The 13,405-nt window shown below is 61.6% G+C and carries 16 protein-coding genes; 6 read left to right on the top strand and 10 right to left on the bottom strand.

The genetic code is table 11. The annotated features are described in order from the left end of the window. Positions 1–11 precede the first annotated feature (11 nt). Positions 12–1,043 carry an ABC transporter substrate-binding protein gene (locus PSH66_RS13195; RefSeq protein ID WP_003173437.1) on the top strand — a complete coding sequence of 344 codons (1,032 nt, stop codon included), beginning with the start codon at positions 12–14 and terminating at the stop codon, positions 1,041–1,043. On the opposite strand, the gene nadE is transcribed toward PSH66_RS13195, so the two are convergent. The 3 genes from nadE to PSH66_RS13180 are packed head-to-tail and all read right to left on the bottom strand — an operon-like array spanning position 1,044 to position 3,731. Continuing rightward, the gene (gene nadE, locus PSH66_RS13190) at positions 1,044–1,853 is read right to left on the bottom strand and encodes an ammonia-dependent NAD(+) synthetase (protein ID WP_003173436.1); all 810 of its coding nucleotides are present in this window, start codon (positions 1,851–1,853) and stop codon (positions 1,044–1,046) included. Between the two features lies 1 nt (position 1,854). Continuing rightward, entirely contained in the window at positions 1,855–3,072 is a 1,218-nt protein-coding gene (gene pncB / locus PSH66_RS13185; protein ID WP_003173434.1) for a nicotinate phosphoribosyltransferase, read from the bottom strand. An 11-nt stretch (positions 3,073–3,083) separates the two neighbouring features. Beyond that, positions 3,084–3,731, bottom strand: a complete 648-nt coding sequence (locus PSH66_RS13180) for an isochorismatase family protein (protein WP_141064502.1) — start codon at positions 3,729–3,731, stop codon at positions 3,084–3,086. Between the two features lie 146 nt (positions 3,732–3,877). On the opposite strand from PSH66_RS13180, the gene PSH66_RS13175 reads away from it, so the two are divergent. Continuing rightward, positions 3,878–4,570 (top strand): NUDIX hydrolase, encoded by a 693-nt coding sequence (locus tag PSH66_RS13175; protein WP_003173432.1) that lies wholly within the window; start codon positions 3,878–3,880, stop codon positions 4,568–4,570. Between the two features lie 91 nt (positions 4,571–4,661). Here PSH66_RS13175 and PSH66_RS13170 read toward each other — a convergent pair whose 3' ends face one another. Both PSH66_RS13170 and PSH66_RS13165 read right to left on the bottom strand, forming a co-directional pair. Beyond that, positions 4,662–5,435 (bottom strand): L-iditol 2-dehydrogenase, encoded by a 774-nt coding sequence (locus PSH66_RS13170; protein WP_003173431.1) that lies wholly within the window; start codon positions 5,433–5,435, stop codon positions 4,662–4,664. A gap of 18 nt (positions 5,436–5,453) precedes the next feature. Next, positions 5,454–6,764 (bottom strand): sugar ABC transporter substrate-binding protein, encoded by a 1,311-nt coding sequence (locus tag PSH66_RS13165; protein ID WP_141065023.1) that lies wholly within the window; start codon positions 6,762–6,764, stop codon positions 5,454–5,456. Between the two features lie 207 nt (positions 6,765–6,971). Here PSH66_RS13165 and PSH66_RS13160 point away from each other — a divergent pair, with 207 nt between their 5' ends. From PSH66_RS13160 to PSH66_RS13150, 3 genes are all read left to right on the top strand, one after another. After that, complete coding sequence (locus tag PSH66_RS13160; RefSeq protein WP_305429306.1) at positions 6,972–7,892, top strand: AraC family transcriptional regulator; 921 nt, start codon at positions 6,972–6,974, stop codon at positions 7,890–7,892. Between the two features lie 172 nt (positions 7,893–8,064). Further along, positions 8,065–9,012, top strand: a complete 948-nt coding sequence (locus PSH66_RS13155; protein WP_305429305.1) for a nucleoside-specific channel-forming protein Tsx — start codon at positions 8,065–8,067, stop codon at positions 9,010–9,012. Between the two features lie 14 nt (positions 9,013–9,026). Next, positions 9,027–10,052 carry a purine nucleoside permease gene (locus PSH66_RS13150; RefSeq protein WP_141065021.1) on the top strand — a complete coding sequence of 342 codons (1,026 nt, stop codon included), beginning with the start codon at positions 9,027–9,029 and terminating at the stop codon, positions 10,050–10,052. A 65-nt stretch (positions 10,053–10,117) separates the two neighbouring features. Here PSH66_RS13150 and PSH66_RS13145 read toward each other — a convergent pair whose 3' ends face one another. The 3 genes from PSH66_RS13145 to PSH66_RS13135 form a co-directional block, all read right to left on the bottom strand. Next, positions 10,118–11,077, bottom strand: coding sequence for a zinc-binding alcohol dehydrogenase family protein (locus tag PSH66_RS13145; protein WP_042944540.1), 960 nt, complete (start codon positions 11,075–11,077; stop codon positions 10,118–10,120). A 27-nt stretch (positions 11,078–11,104) separates the two neighbouring features. Continuing rightward, entirely contained in the window at positions 11,105–11,278 is a 174-nt protein-coding gene (locus PSH66_RS13140) for a DUF1427 family protein (RefSeq protein ID WP_003173424.1), read from the bottom strand. Positions 11,279–11,366: 88 nt separating this feature from the next. Further along, positions 11,367–12,131: a helix-turn-helix transcriptional regulator gene (locus tag PSH66_RS13135; RefSeq protein WP_305429607.1), complete on the bottom strand. Its 765-nt coding sequence runs from the start codon at positions 12,129–12,131 to the stop codon at positions 11,367–11,369. A 142-nt stretch (positions 12,132–12,273) separates the two neighbouring features. On the opposite strand from PSH66_RS13135, the gene PSH66_RS13130 reads away from it, so the two are divergent. Beyond that, on the top strand, positions 12,274–12,546 hold the full coding sequence (locus PSH66_RS13130) for a hypothetical protein (protein WP_078732806.1): 273 nt from the start codon (positions 12,274–12,276) through the stop codon (positions 12,544–12,546). Positions 12,547–12,692: 146 nt separating this feature from the next. On the opposite strand, the gene PSH66_RS13125 is transcribed toward PSH66_RS13130, so the two are convergent. Next, entirely contained in the window at positions 12,693–12,860 is a 168-nt protein-coding gene (locus PSH66_RS13125; protein ID WP_078824314.1) for a metallothionein, read from the bottom strand. Between the two features lie 89 nt (positions 12,861–12,949). Next, positions 12,950–13,402, bottom strand: a complete 453-nt coding sequence (locus PSH66_RS13120; RefSeq protein WP_003173420.1) for a DMT family transporter — start codon at positions 13,400–13,402, stop codon at positions 12,950–12,952. Between the last annotated feature and the right edge of the window lie 3 nt (positions 13,403–13,405).

Genomic DNA, 13,405 nt, shown 5'->3' with positions numbered 1-13,405 from the left:
GAAGAACATCCATGAGTACTCGTATTGCGTTGTCCTGCTTGTCCCTCGCTTTGCTCGCGTCCACCGCCCACGCCGCGCCGACGCTGTACCTGGGCATGAACGGCGGCACCATGGAACGGGTCTACGCCGACAAGGTGCTGCCAGCGTTTGAAAAAGCCAATAACGTCAAGGTGGTGATCGTGCCCGGCACCTCGTCGGACATTCTCGCCAAGGTCCAGGCCAACAAGGACAACCCGCAGATGCACGTGATGTTCCTCGATGACGGCATCATGTACCGCGCCATCTCCATGGGCCTGTGCGACAAGCTGGCGCCCAGCCCGTCCCTGGCGCAGATCCCGGCCAAGGCAAAAATCAAGGACGAAGCGGTGGCCGTGACCCTGGGCGTCACCGGCCTGGGCTACAACGCCAAGATGTTCAAGGAAAAAGGCTGGGCCGCGCCGACCTCGTGGATGGACCTGGCCGACCCGCGCTTCAAGGAAAAAGTCGTGTTCCAATCCCTGGCCTCGTCCACCTTCGGCCTGCACGGCTTCCTGATGTTCAACCGCCTCCAGGGCGGCGATGAAACCAACGTGGAACCGGGGTTCAAGGCTTGGCCAAACACCGTCGGCCCCAACGTGCTGGAGTACATCGCCAGCTCGGCGAAAATCTCCGAGATGGTGCAGACCGACGAAGCGGCGATCTTCCCGCTGACGCCGACCCAGGTCACCACCCAGAAGCTGCTCGGCGTACCGATGGAATATGCCCAACCCAAGGAAGGCGCCGTGGTGCTCAACGTGGCCGAATGCGTGATCGCGCGCAACGACCAGCCGGAACTGGCGCAGAAACTCGCGGCGTTCCTGATTACCGCCCAAGCCCAGGCGCCGGCGCTGGAAGAAGGCGACCAGATCCCGTCCAACCCGACCACGCCCACCACCGACAAGACCCGTGCACGGGTGGAAGCGATGCAGGGTTACTTGCAGACGGCGATTTCGATCGATTGGGACCAGGTGAACCAGGCACGGCCGGAGTGGAATGCGCGGTGGAGTCGGTCGATCGAGCGCTGATTAAACCGGAGCAATCGGCAGCGCGCGCTTGTGCGCTGTCTTGCGGTATGCGCCCTCGACAATCGCCCGGACCCGCTCGCTCACCGGCTCGCCCATCAGATATGCATCAATCTCGTCGTACGAACAGCCATAGGCATGCTCATCCAGCTTGCCCGGCGCCAGTTCTTCGAGGTCGGCGGTGGGGTGTTTGCGCACCAGGGTCGCCGGGGCACCGAGGGCGCTGGCCAGCAGGCGCACCTGGGTTTTGGTCAGACCGGACAGCGGGGCCAGGTCGCAGGCGCCGTCGCCGAATTTGGTGAAGAAGCCCATCAGCGCTTCGGCGCCGTGGTCGGTGCCGACCACCAGGCCGTTGTGCAGGTTGGCCACGGCGTACTGGGCGATCATGCGGGTGCGAGCCTTGACGTTACCTTTGACGAAGTCGACATGGGCGGCGCTGGCTTCGGTTGCCGACAGGCTGGCCATCAGGCCGTCAACGCTGGCGGCAATGTTGAGGGTGTCGATGTGGTCCGGGGTGATGAAATCCAGGGAGGCCTGGGCGTCGCTTTCGTCGGCCTGGGTTTTGTAGGGCAGGCGCATGGCGATAAACCGCGCGGCGTAGTCTTCGCGGCGCAGTTGCTCCACCGCCAATTGGCACAGGCGGCCAGCCGCGAGGGAGTCCACGCCGCCGCTGATGCCGAGCACCAGGGCCGTGCAGCCGGCCTGACGCAACGTGGTCTTGATGAAGTCGATGCGCCGTTGGATTTCCTTGGCCTCACCGCCCTTCACCAGTGTGCGGTCGATATTCAGTTCCTGCGCGATACGGTCTTGCATGTCACACCTCCACGTTGCCGATGTTGAATACCTTGGCTGCATACTGCAAAAACGAGGCGTCTTCGCAGACGTTCTTGATCGGATCATCCGAGAATTTCACCACCGGTTCGCCGTGGACCCGCACCAGTTTCATCACGATGCTCAGGGGTTGCACTCCCTCCACATCGCACGCAAGACTGGTGCCCATGCCGAAGCCGAACTTGGCCTTGCCACGCACATGGCGCAGGATCGGCAGGCATTTCTCGAAGTTCAGCCCGTCCGAGAACATAAGGTCTTTGGTCATCGGGTCGATACCGAGTTCCTTGTATTTGGCCAGCACTTTGTCGGCCCAGACGATGGGGTCGCCGGAGTCCTGGCGCAGACCGTCGTAGAGCTTGGCGAAGTACAGGTCGAAGTCCTTGAGAAAAAAATCGGTGCTGATGGTATCGGTCAACGCCACACCCAGGCGGCCCCGGTATTCACGCACCCAGTTTTCCAGGCCGGCGTTCTGGCTTTCGCGCAACCGGCCCAATTGCTGGTGCACCATCATCCACTGGTGAGCCATGGTGCCGATCAGCGGCAAGTCGAATTCGTAGGCCAGGTGCGCGTTGCTGGTGCCGACGAACTGGCCGGGGAAGTCGCGGCGCATGATGTCCACGACCTCGCGCTGGGCCTTGAACGACAGGCGGCGGCGGGTGGAGAAATCAGAGACGCGCAGATCGGCGAGTTCCTCGCGACTGAAGTTTTTCTCCAGCCAGTCGAATTTCCGATAGAGCTTGCGAGTGACGTCTTCCAGGCTCACGTCGGGGTATTTGTCGCGGTTGCGCAACTCGCTCACCAACGCCAGTACCGGTTGTTCGAACATGATGCAGTGCAGCATCGGACCGATCACCCGGATGTTCAGCTGGCCGTCGACCTCGCTGACGTGGATGTAGCGCAGATTGAAACGGAACAGGCCAAGAAAACGCTCATAGTCCGGGGTGAGGTATTCGCGAAAGCGCGGGTTGAACAGAAAGCGCAGCTCGCCTTCACGCATCTGCAGGCCGGCGAGTTTTTCCAGCTCGTCGCGCAATTGCGGGATCAGATGACCGAGTTTTTCCTTGGAGCGGACGATGAAATTGTATTCCACATCCACATTGGGATGCTGGTGCAGCACGGCCTGCATCATGGTGAAGGTGTAGTAGTCAGTGTCGAGCAAGCCCTGGATAACCGGGGATTCGTAGTCGTAGGCACTTTCCATGGTGTTTCTCCTCAACGCGCGGCCATCGCGGCCAGTTCTTCGCGGGTGCTGCTGATGACAGCACCGGCCCTGAGCAACTCATTGACAGCCTGTACACCGCCCTCCTCGCTGATACCGCGGCAGGCCGGCAAGTGCAGGACCACTTCCAGGTCGGCCTTGAGCAATTGCAAGGCGGTGGTCTTGACGCAGTAGTCCAGGGCCAGGCCACCGACAATCACGCGGACCACGCCTTGAGCCTTGAGGTACTCGATCACGCCGGTGGACAGCTTGTCGTGCAGGTCGTGGTAGCAGGCGCCGTAGGGGTGCAGGTCGGGTTCGACGCCTTTCCAGACGAAGTAATCGTAGTCATACGGCGTCGGCAGTTCGTCGAGCAAGGTGAAGCCTTCGGTGCCCGGTACGCAGTGGGCGACCCAGGTGAGGTCGGCATGTACGAGGCCGGTGGCTTTCATCATCTCGCTCGGGTGTGCGACCACCCAGGGAGCCTGCGGGGTGTGCGCGTCCTTGCTGCCGACGCGGTGGCCGGCAAGGCTGGCCATGTAGTTGAGCTCGGCGCCGATCTGATCGCCACCGGCCACAGGCAACTCATTGGGGCACAGCGGCGTGAAGCTCTTTTGGGCGTCGACGTCGAATGAAGCAACGGCGGTTTTCGCGAGGGTCATGATGGTTCTCCTATGGCCTGGAAACAAAAGTACATGTCATGTACCTTCATTGCAAGAAACATTTATTTATCTATGCTTGAGCAAGTACATGACATCGCTGTTCGATCCGTTAGACTGTGCCACAATGCCGTTTGGAAGGACTTCACATGCCACTTAGCGCTTACCTCCACACCGTCGACCTGTGCGTACTGTTTTACTGCCGCGCCTCGGGCGAACTCAAACTGCTGCTGAACAAACGTGACGCCGAACCCTTCGCCGGGCATTGGGCGCTGCCAGGCGTGGTGGTCAATGGCGGCGTGCAAGATCTGAGCCTCAAGGATGCCGTGGAACGGTTGCGCGCCAGTGACAAAGTCGGCCTGACCCTGGCCTGGAGCGAGCAGGTGGGCACGGTGGGCGACGCGTTTCGAGACCCGCGCTGCTGGTCGTCGTCCACGTTCTACCTGGCAATCGTGGCGGATGAAGTGACACTGGGCGAGCATCAAGCCTGGTTTTCACTGAACGCGGTGGCGAACGGCAGTCTCAAGCTGCCGTTCGATCACAACCTGATCGTGGCGGCGGTGCAGGATCGGTTGTTGTCCAAGTCGCTGTACAGCAGCTTGCCGCTGATGTTCCTGGGCGATGAGTTCAGTGCCCCGCAAGCGACTACGATCTTCTCACTGGTGCTGGCGCGGCCGGTGTTGAAGACCAGTGTTCGCCAACGTTTGCTGAAGCTGACCGAGGCGGGATATTTGCGTGAGACGGGGCGCAAAAAACAGGGTGAAGGCGGCAGGCCGCAGGCGACGGTGGAGATGTTGAAGCCTGGGGAGATCTACTTCTTTGATCGCAGTTTTGCTGAGTAGCCCTGTTTTCAAGAACAATGAAATTCAAATGTGGGAGGGGCAAGTCGAATCGTCGCACCGCCCCCCCCACAGTTTTGATCGGTGTAGGCCGCTAGTTCATCCAATTACCGCCATCGACGTTGTACGTCTGGGCCACCACATAGTCGGCCTCCTTTGATGCCAGGAAAATCGCCATCCCGGTCAAATCCTGCGCCGTGCCCATCCGCCCGAACGGCACCTCTTCCCCTACCCGTTTCTTCTTCTCCCCCGGCGCCAACCCTTCATGCCTGGCAAACAACGCGTCCACCCCGTCCCAATGCTCACCGTCCACCACGCCGGGGGCGATGGCGTTGACGTTGATCCCTTGTTTGATCAGGTTCAACCCCGCCGATTGGGTCAGGCTGATCACCGCCGCCTTGGTCGCGCAATACACCGCCACCAATGCCTCACCGCGCCGCCCGGCCTGGCTGGCCATGTTGATGATCTTGCCGCCATGGCCCTGGCGGATCATCTGCCGAGCCGCAGCTTGCAGCGTGAACAGCGTACCGGCGACATTGATCGAGAACAGCCGCTCGAAGCTGTCGCGGGTGATGTCGACGATGGGCGCCAGGTCGAACAGTGCCGCGTTGTTGACGAGGATATCCAGCTTGCCGGCATGGGCCACCACAGCGGCAATCGCGGCGTCGATGGAGAACTGGTCGGTGACGTCCATCGCCACCGCATAGGCCTGGGGACCGAGTTCGGCGGCGGTGGCCTGGGCGCGTTGCAGGTTGATATCGGCGATGGCGACGGTGGCGCCTTCAGCGATATACGCCTGGGCAAACGCGCGGCCAATCCCACGCGCCGATCCGGTGATCAGCGCACTTTTACCTTCAAGTCGTTTCATGAGGATGTCCTGTAACAATCACTTCGGGTATCCGGCGCGTTTCATTTCGCGCTCAGTGGTCGATTGCGCCTGCACCAACGCCTGATCAACCGTCATGCCGCCGGTCAGCGCCGCCGAGAACAACTTGCCGACGGAGGTGCCGATGGCCTGGAACTCAGGGATGGTCACGTACTGGATGCCCACGTATGGCACCGGTTTGGCCGAGGGATGCGCGGGGTCGGCGTGCTTCATCATCGCCAGCGTGACCTGGGCAAACGGCGCAGCTTTCAGGTAGGCATCGTTGTAGGTGGACTGGCGCGTGCCGGGCGGTACGTTGGTGATGCCTTCTTTGTCGGCGACCAGTTGGATGTAGTCCTTGGACGTCGCCCAGGTGATAAAGGCCTTGGCGGCGTCTTTGTGTTTAGAGGTCGCCGGGATGGCCAATGACCAGGCGTAGAGCCAGGAGGAACCTTTGTCCGTCACCTCGGTGGGCGCTGCGGCAAAACCGACGTTGTCGGCCACCTTGCTCTGGCTGGCATCGGTGGTAAAGGAGCCGGCCACGCTGGCATCCACCCAGATCGCACATTTGCCGCTGTTGAACAGCGCCAGGGTTTCGTTGAAGCCATTACTGGAAACGCCCGGCGGGCCGTACTGCTTGAGGGTGTTGACGTAGAAGTTGGCGGCGGCGGTCCATTCGGGACTGGTCAGCTCGGGCTTCCATTGCTCATCGAACCAGCGCGCGCCAAAGGCGTTGGCCATGGTGCTCAGCAGCGCAATGTTCTCGCCCCAGCCGGCCTTGCCGCGCAGGCACATGCCGTATTGGCCTTTGTCCTTGGCCGTGAGCTTGGCGGCGAATTCGCCGAGCTGGGTCCAGGTGGGGTGCGCGGGCATGTTCAGGCCGGCTTGCTTGAACAGGTCGGTGCGGTAATAAGTGACGGTGCTTTCGCCGTAAAACGGCAAGGCATACAAGGTGTTATTCACCGACAGGCCTTGGCGCACCGAAGGGAAGATGTCCTCGGCGTCGTAATCGGGCGGCAGTTGGTTGAGCGGTTCCAGCCACTGTTTGGCGCCCCATAGCGGAGTTTCGTAAGTGCCGATGGTCAGCACGTCGAACTGCCCGCCCTGGGTGGCGATGTCGGTGGTGAGGCGTTGGCGCAGTACGTTTTCTTCAAGCACCACCCAGTTGAGCTTGATGTCCGGGTGCTGCTGCTCGAACACCTTGGATAGGCGCTGCATGCGGATCATGTCGCTGTTGTTGACCGTGGCGATGGTCACGGTATCGGCGGCATGACTGGGCAGCGCCAAGGTCAGGCCGGACAGCAGGAACAGTGCTTTGGGTAACGATGACATGGCGGTTTCCACCTGTTGTTTTTGTTGTTGAGGGCCGATTACAGCAGTTTGGCCTGGCCCTCACAAACGCATGGGGGATGCTCGGCTGATACTTTTTTAACCCCGTCGCCCGGATCAAAAAAGTACCGGTACCGGACGAAATCGGGGGTAGCGCTTACCGTCCAGGACCGCGTATTTTTGCTGAAATCCAAAAAAACAGGCAGCACCATGCCCGTCAGCCGCGCCGAACTGTTTGAACACCGCCCCGCGGAACTGGAAGTGATCCTGCCCGAGCCGAACCACTGCTTCCGCTGGTTCGAACATGACTACCCCTACGCCCTGGCGCGCTGGAACCACCACCCCGAATTCGAAATCCACCTGATCCGCCAAGGCAGCGGCAAGTTGGTGGCGGGTGACTATATCGGTGCGTTCAATGCCGGCCATGTCGCGCTGATCGGCCCGAACCTGCCCCACGACTGGATCGGCGAGCTGGCCCCCGACGAACACCTGAGCGGACGCGACGTGGTGCTGCAATTCGACGGTGGCGCCCTTCTCGCCCTGCGCGAAACCCTGCCGGAGTTGGGCGATGTGCAGCCGTTGTTTGAATTGGCCCGACGCGGCCTGGAGTTCAGCGGCGACACCGCCTTAGAGGCTGCCCGACTGATGGAAGACATCGGCCGCGCCCACGGCCTGCAGCGGCTGATCCTGTTCCTGCAACTGCTCGACACGTTGAAGAATGCGCCCCCTGCACAAGCCAAGGCCTTGGCCAGCCCTTGCTACGCGCCCACGCTCGACGCACGCAGCGCCGAGCGCATCAACAAGGCATTCGACTACCTCATGCGCGAACTCACCGGCGACCTGCGCCTGTCGGTGATCGCCCGGCAACTGGAGATGAGCGAACCGGGCTTCTCGCGGTTCTTCAAGCGCAACACCGGCCATGGCTTTATCGACCTGATGCGCAAGTTCCGCGTGCAGCGCGCCTGCCGGCTGTTGCTGCAAAGCGATAGGTCGGTGGCGGATATCTGTTTTGAGGTGGGCTACGCCAACCTGTCCAACTTCAACCGGCACTTTCGTATCGAGATGAACCAGACGCCGAGCGAATATCGCCGTGAAACCGCCCTGTACCTGTTCAATCGCAGCGAAAAATGACACCCAGTCATTTCTGATCAAAAGGTCGACTAATTCGACATTTTATTAGGCCATTCAAGCCATTGGGCAAAGTTGGTACAACCTGTGCAAACGTTTGCGGTACGAACTTGGCCGCCAGGTTCGCCACCACCCGTTGAAACGGGTTCAAACCGCGTATGAATAGGGATTTTCAATGCAGCTCACCTCAAGGCCTCGTGCTTGCTTTGGTGTTTCCTTGCTACTGGCCGCCGTTACGGGAGTACTCAGCACGCCCATTTTGGCGCAGGACAAGCCCTCCGATGACTCAGCACAGGGCGAAACCCTCAGCCCTGAAACCACCAGCCCGAAAAAAGGCGCCTACCTGTCGGAATGGTTCAACCAGGACCTCATGCTGATCGGCAGCAAGGACATCAGTTTCGGCCCCAAACCCTCCGACGATATCTACCTGGAATACGAGTACTTCGGCCGCAAGGGGCCCTTCGAGTTGTACGGTTATATCGATGTGCCAAAGATCCTCGGCATCGGTAACAGCAATGACAAAGGCGTATGGGACCATGGCTCGCCGGTGTTCATGGAGCATGAGCCGCGTATCTCCATCGACTACCTGGCCGGACGCAGCCTGGCCATCGGCCCGTTCAAGGAGTGGTACGTGGCGTTCGACTGGATCTACGACCACGGCAGCCGCAAGGAAAACCGCGCCAACACGCTGTATAGCGGCCTGGGCACCGACATCGACACTCACTCGCGGGTCAACCTTTCGGCCAACTTCTACGGGCGTTACCAGTGGGAAAACTACGGCGCCAGCAACGAATATTCCTGGGACGGCTACCGCGCGCAGATGAAGTACATCGTGCCCATCGCCTCCTTCGACAACGGTGCCTCGCTGACTTACATCGGTTTTACCAACCATGATTTCGGCTCCAACCTGCACAAGGACAACCCGGCACGCACCGCCAACTCCACGGTGGCGACCAACGTGCTGCTGTATTCCTTCACCCACCTGCGCTTCACGCTGGTGGGGCGTTACTTCCATAACGGCGGCAACTGGGAAGATGGCAGCGAGTTGAATTTCGGCGAAGGCAACTTCCGCGCACGCTCTGACGGCTGGGGTTACTACGCCGGCGTGGGCTACCAATTCTGATCAAGGAGCTTTAGATGAATACGTTGACCCGCCTCTCGATAGCTGTCGGCCTGACCCTGCTGCCCCATGTGGTGCTGGCCCAAACCGCGCCGATCAAACCCAAGGTGATGCTGATCACCATGTTCGCCCCCGAGGCGCAGACCTGGATCGATCGCCTGGCGCTTAAACAGGAGGTGCGCGTGCCGGGCCTGTCCGCCGAATACCCGGTGATTCGCTGCAACACCCAACAGGTTTGCCTGCTGGTGACCGGCATGGGCCAGACCAACGCCGCCGCGTCCACCCTGGCGCTGGCCCTGTCGCCCAAATTCGATCTGCGCCAGAGTTACTTCCTGATCGCCGGGATCGCCGGCATCAACCCCAAGCACGGCACCATCGGCACCGCCGCCTGGGCGCATTACCTGGTGGAATTCGGCACCCAATGGGAGCTGGATTCACGCGATGCACCCAAGGAGTGGCCGACCGGTTACATCGGTATCAACACCAAAGGCCCTAACGAAAAACCGCCGCTGGACTACAAGACCGAAGTATTCGAGCTGAACCCGAAGTTGCAGGCCAAGGCCTTTGCCCTGTCGCACAACGTCAAACTCACAGAGAGCAAGGAATCCGCCGCCTGGCGCGCGCACTACCCCGCCGCCCCAGCCAACCAGCCGCCGCAAGTCACCCGTTGCGACACGCTGGCGGGCAATACCTGGTTCTCCGGCACGCGCCTGAGCGAACGCGCCGAGGTCTGGACCAAGTTGCTTACCGACAACAAAGGCGAGTACTGCACCACACAGCAGGAAGACAACTCCACCTACGAGGCGCTGCTGCGCGCCAGTCGTGAAGGGTTGGTGGATATCCAGCGCCTGGCTGTGGTGCGGGCCGGTTCCGATTTCGACCGGCCTTACCCAGGCTACAGCGAAGTGGATAACCTGCTCAAATATGCCGATCAGGGTGGGTTTGTGCCGGCGCTGGAGAACCTGTACCGCACGGGGAATCCGCTGGTACAGGCGATCCTCAAGAACTGGTCGGCCTGGGAAAAAGGCGTTCCAGAAGCCTAGGGGAGATCAACTGTGGGAGGGGCGGTGCGACGATTCGACTTGCTCCCTCCCACATTCGCATGGTGTTAAAACACGAAGATGATCTTATCCGCGCTGCCGCTATTTACTTCCTCGTAGCTGCGTATCCCATCCGCCAACGCCACCTCACGCAACCCCGTCGGCAAGGGCAACGAACCTTCATCAAAGAACCGCCCGAACTGCTCCAGCATCACCGCGCATTGCTCGCAGTTATAGAGCAACGAGTTGATCCCCACCACCGACCCACCCTTGCGATACAGCGCCAGGGCCGGCAATTGCACCTGTCCGTCCACCGGGGCGGCGATGATTGCAATGCGCCCGAACGGCGCCAGGCCTGCCACCGCGGCAGGCAGCCAGAAACCGGTGGTGTCGAAGATAACGTCGGCGCCGCCTTTGAACACGGCATTCACCTGCGCGCCGAGGTCTTGCGGCTCGCCCAGTGCAACCGCGTCGAAACCCTGCGCCCGCAACACCTGCACCTGATCCGCCTTGCGCACCGCGCCCAGCACCTGTGCGCCGAGTATTTTCCCCAGCGCCAGGGCTGCGCTGCCGACGGCGCCATTCGCGCCAATCACCAGCAAGCGCGTGCCCTGGCCCACGCCACTGCGCTGCAGGGCATCCCAGGCGGTGGTGTACGGCACGCCGAGGCTGGCGGCCTGGGCAAAGCTCAACTGCGCGGGTTTATGCGCCACGCCCTTGGCCGACACGGTGAGGTACTCAGCGTGGGAGCCGTCGGCAAAAAAACCCAGGTCGCGTCCGGTGCCCCAGACTTCCTGGCCAAGCAGTGCCTGCGGACCTTCGACCACCACCCCGGCAAAGTCGCGCCCCGGAATACGCGGCAGCGTGGTGTAGGGGAACCGGCCGAGTACGTTCTTGACATCGCTGGGGTTGAGGCCCGCGGCCTTGATCTGTACCCGCACTTCACCGGCGGCCGGCACCGGGGTGGCGATATCGACAAGGCGCAGCGCGGCCAGGTTGCCGGCGGCGGAAAATTGCAGTGCTTTCATGAGTGCATCCATCGAAGGGAGAGGGAATCAGGACAACCAACCGCTGACCAACTCACGCCCCAGGGGCCAGAGTTTTTCACCCAGCAGCATGCCCATCAGCCCCACCAGGGCGATAGCGGGCGGTGCGGGAGAGCGAAAGTCCAAAGCGCCATAAATCACGCCGACAGACAGGCCGATAGCGAGGGAAATAAGGTAGTTCATAGGGCTGCGCCGTTAGGGTCGATGGGCGCAGTGTAAGGAGCCTGAATCCGAAGCATCGGCCAACCACTTCAGGATTTCGGCCAACCCCTCAGCGGTTGTAGTGCGAAGGCGCGACACCGAGTTCGCGACGGAACATGTCGCTGAAACTGCTGGGCGAATAGCCCAGGGACCGGGCAATAGCACCGACCGGCCGGCCCTGGATCAACTCTGCCACCGCCGTGGCCAGCTGCACCTGGCGACGCCATTCGGCGAACCCCATGCCCAGGTTGTTCTGGAACAGGCGCGCCAGGGTGCGAACGCTGGCGCCCGCCGCCTGCGCATGTTGCTCGAAGGAGATGACCAGGGACGGCGCGGCCATGACCGCCTGACAGGCGCCGATCAACCGGCGATCGGCATCCACCGGCATGGCGATGCGGATCGGCGAGCGGCGTGCCCGTTGCAACTCAAGCAACGCGAGGTTGACCACGGCGTCGTAGTAGCGCGCATCGCCTTTGTCGCCCTCCTCCACCAACCTGACGATCAGCTCGCGCAGCAGCCCGCCCACCTCGATCACCTGCACCTGGTCGTCCAACGTCGCCGCCAGGGCCGGACGCAGGTAGATATTGCGCATCTGCAGATCCGACACCACGCGAATGCCGTGCTCTACGCCAGGCGGCAGCCACACCGCCCGCTGGGGTGGCACCACCAGCGCTTCGCGAGGCGTCTCGACCCACATCACCCCACTCATGGCGTAGAGCAACTGCCCCCAGTCGTGGCTGTGAGGCTCCACATACAACCCACGCGGGTAGGTTCGTGCCAGCGGCTGCACAGGGACGGCGTGATCACTGAGGTCGGGGGGCGCGGCCAGGGCCATGGCGTACACATCAATCGAGGGTGAGCCGCCATGGTAATGACCACCGCTCGACAATCCGAGTGAATTTTCACCCACCCGCGGGATCACTTGCCTATATCACCAGGATTGAACCTCACCAGGATTAAACAAGGAGGAACGTCCCATGACGTCATCAGTGCCGGTAAACGGCAAGGCGAGAATCGATTACACCCAGGACACGCTGTTCGGGCCGCTGGCCAAACAGGCCGAATGCCAGGTAAGCCTGCAGCGCACACCCGGCTGGCTGGTGTTGAAGGTGTTCCAACCGCTGCCCGAGGATTTGCACGATGCGCAAACCGTGGTGTTTGCGCTGGAGGGCCGGCGGACCAGCGGCGTGGTGAAGGATCGTCAGCGCATGGCCGACCATAGCTTGCGGCTCGAGCTGGAAACCCAATAGCCACGATGCCCGAGATGTCATGTGCAATAAGCTTGTTGTGGTGAGCAGGCTTGCCCTGCGCTGGGCTGCGAAGCAGCCCTTGGATCGAATCGCAGCACAAGCCCCACTCACCCCAACAAGCCCGCGTCCACAGTGCTTACTCAGTGCTAGTGGGCCGCCTTGGCGCACTCGCAGCCCGTCGCCGCCGCGCAAGGCTCACCGTGCGCATGATGCTCGGCGCACCCCTGGCAGCAATAGCCCTTACCGTCTTTCATAACCGCGTCGGCGCCCAGTACACATTTGCAGTGTGGGCAGGCACAGGTTTGATCTGGCATGTTCAGACTCCTTCTTCATGGTCGTCACGGTGCGGCGAGCGCCGGCACCTTAAGCAGTGACTGCCGGCCCACACCGATCGTTCAAACCATCAATCGGTGCGCGTATTGCTGCGGTACATGAACACCAGCGCCAGGGCCAGGCAAACCATCGCCAGGATCCGGCTGCCCGACAGCTCGATAGCCGGGTTGCCCAGCCAGCCGAAGTTGTCGATCAACATGCCCATGCCCAATTGCCCGGTGATTACCGCCACCGTGGCCACCGCCGTGCCAACTACGGGCACCGCGCCGACCATCACCATCATGTACACCACGCCAAACAACGCGCCGGTCAGCTGCCACTTCGGCACTTGCAGCAAGCTCACCGCCTGGGCCGGTTCGAAGAAGAAAATCAGCAACGCCGTGACCAGGGCGCCAACCGCAAACGTCACCAGGCTGCTGCGCAGCACGCCCACCGTCTGGCCCAGCCGGCCGTTGATGGCCGCTTGCACACTCAAGACCGCGCCCGCCGCCACCACCACGACCAATAACAGAATCAGATTCATCGC

This window comes from Pseudomonas sp. FP597, assembly GCF_030687435.1.
Classification (GTDB): Bacteria; Pseudomonadota; Gammaproteobacteria; order Pseudomonadales; family Pseudomonadaceae; genus Aquipseudomonas; species Aquipseudomonas lactucae.
Note: the sequence above shows the minus strand (reverse complement) of the source record. Positions and strands in the feature narration are given on the sequence as shown.

What these genes read in the sequence shown, in the direction of transcription:
- PSH66_RS13195 (WP_003173437.1), top strand. Translation starts at nt 12, where the DNA reads ATGAGTACTCGTATTGCGTTGTCCTGCTTGTCCCTCGCTTTGCTCGCG.
- nadE (WP_003173436.1), bottom strand. Translation starts at nt 1,853, where the DNA reads ATGCAAGACCGTATCGCGCAGGAACTGAATATCGACCGCACACTGGTG.
- pncB (WP_003173434.1), bottom strand. Translation starts at nt 3,072, where the DNA reads ATGGAAAGTGCCTACGACTACGAATCCCCGGTTATCCAGGGCTTGCTC.
- PSH66_RS13180 (WP_141064502.1), bottom strand. Translation starts at nt 3,731, where the DNA reads ATGACCCTCGCGAAAACCGCCGTTGCTTCATTCGACGTCGACGCCCAA.
- PSH66_RS13175 (WP_003173432.1), top strand. Translation starts at nt 3,878, where the DNA reads ATGCCACTTAGCGCTTACCTCCACACCGTCGACCTGTGCGTACTGTTT.
- PSH66_RS13170 (WP_003173431.1), bottom strand. Translation starts at nt 5,435, where the DNA reads ATGAAACGACTTGAAGGTAAAAGTGCGCTGATCACCGGATCGGCGCGT.
- PSH66_RS13165 (WP_141065023.1), bottom strand. Translation starts at nt 6,764, where the DNA reads ATGTCATCGTTACCCAAAGCACTGTTCCTGCTGTCCGGCCTGACCTTG.
- PSH66_RS13160 (WP_305429306.1), top strand. Translation starts at nt 6,972, where the DNA reads ATGCCCGTCAGCCGCGCCGAACTGTTTGAACACCGCCCCGCGGAACTG.
- PSH66_RS13155 (WP_305429305.1), top strand. Translation starts at nt 8,065, where the DNA reads ATGCAGCTCACCTCAAGGCCTCGTGCTTGCTTTGGTGTTTCCTTGCTA.
- PSH66_RS13150 (WP_141065021.1), top strand. Translation starts at nt 9,027, where the DNA reads ATGAATACGTTGACCCGCCTCTCGATAGCTGTCGGCCTGACCCTGCTG.
- PSH66_RS13145 (WP_042944540.1), bottom strand. Translation starts at nt 11,077, where the DNA reads ATGAAAGCACTGCAATTTTCCGCCGCCGGCAACCTGGCCGCGCTGCGC.
- PSH66_RS13140 (WP_003173424.1), bottom strand. Translation starts at nt 11,278, where the DNA reads ATGAACTACCTTATTTCCCTCGCTATCGGCCTGTCTGTCGGCGTGATT.
- PSH66_RS13135 (WP_305429607.1), bottom strand. Translation starts at nt 12,131, where the DNA reads ATGGCCCTGGCCGCGCCCCCCGACCTCAGTGATCACGCCGTCCCTGTG.
- PSH66_RS13130 (WP_078732806.1), top strand. Translation starts at nt 12,274, where the DNA reads ATGACGTCATCAGTGCCGGTAAACGGCAAGGCGAGAATCGATTACACC.
- PSH66_RS13125 (WP_078824314.1), bottom strand. Translation starts at nt 12,860, where the DNA reads ATGCCAGATCAAACCTGTGCCTGCCCACACTGCAAATGTGTACTGGGC.
- PSH66_RS13120 (WP_003173420.1), bottom strand. Translation starts at nt 13,402, where the DNA reads ATGAATCTGATTCTGTTATTGGTCGTGGTGGTGGCGGCGGGCGCGGTC.